This window comes from Oleiphilus sp. HI0128, from assembly GCF_001635365.1.
In genome coordinates this window covers 1-931 of sequence record NZ_LWGG01001354.1, presented here as the reverse complement: position 1 = coordinate 931, position 931 = coordinate 1, and the positions used below count along the sequence as shown (strand labels likewise).

General features: G+C 44.9%; 1 protein-coding gene and 1 pseudogene. One reads left to right on the top strand and one right to left on the bottom strand.

Annotated elements, in window-relative coordinates:
• Positions 1-223, top strand: a pseudogene (locus A3763_RS29105) (hypothetical protein); the annotation flags it as partial.
• A gap of 3 nt (positions 224-226) precedes the next feature.
• On the opposite strand, the gene A3763_RS29100 reads toward A3763_RS29105, so the two are convergent.
• Positions 227-931, bottom strand: a 705-nt coding sequence (locus A3763_RS29100) for a YheT family hydrolase (protein WP_068760555.1), incomplete at its 5' end; no start/stop codon positions are given.

Genomic DNA, 931 nt, shown 5'->3' with positions numbered 1-931 from the left:
GCAGGCTGACAAGGGCTCAGAAAATACGCTGCCTGTGCTTAGAGATTTTAAGCAATGGCTAACTAGTTATAAGTGGCTGCCAGGGGCGAGCTTGGTTTACGGGAGTGGTACCTTTATTCCTATGAAAGACCGGGCTCGGTTTAGCGTTTATTTGAGTGAGGGTGGTTTGCAGGCTCGAGCGGAGAATGTTCAGGCACACGAGGCAATTGAGAGCTGGCTTTAAGCTTTAAAACCGGCTTAAGCGATTTAAGTATTCAATCGCACGTTCTTCTGACCAGTAGAGTCCTTCTTTGTTAAAGCCCATAAAGCCAACATGACCACCAAAACGTGGTGTTTCTAGCTCGAAGCAAGGGTTGCTCTTCGCTGCTTCATGTGGGAAACATTGCTTTGTGAGGAATGGGTCATCTAACGCGCTGATAAGTAGTGTTGGTGTATTTATCTGTTCTATATACCTGCTAGAACTCGATTTGTACCAGTATTCTTCTGCACTAGCAAAGCCGTTTAATGGTGCAGTGTAGCGCTGGTCAAAGTCGTAAAAGGTTTTCAGTTTTCTAAAACCTGTTAGGTCAACTTCTTGCGGGAAACGAAGCTTTTTTTCTTTAAGTTTTGCTTTAAGGCTGAACAGGAAATTTTTCATGTAAATTTTATTCTGTGGCAGCGCTAACTGTTTTGAGCTGCTAGTTAAATCACATGGAACAGAAAAGGTAACGGCGCCGCTGACTTCTTTGGGAACGTCTTCGGATTCGCGGCCAAGGTATAAAAGTGTCTTATTGCCACCAATGCTAAAGCCAACTAAGCAGACCTCTTCGTAACCTTGTGCTATGGCATGCTTAACAACGTATTGTAAGTCTCCTGTTTGACCGCTGTGGTATGACTGGAGCTTTCTGTTTGGTTCGCCACTGCATGAGCGGAAGTTCCAGGCAAGCACATC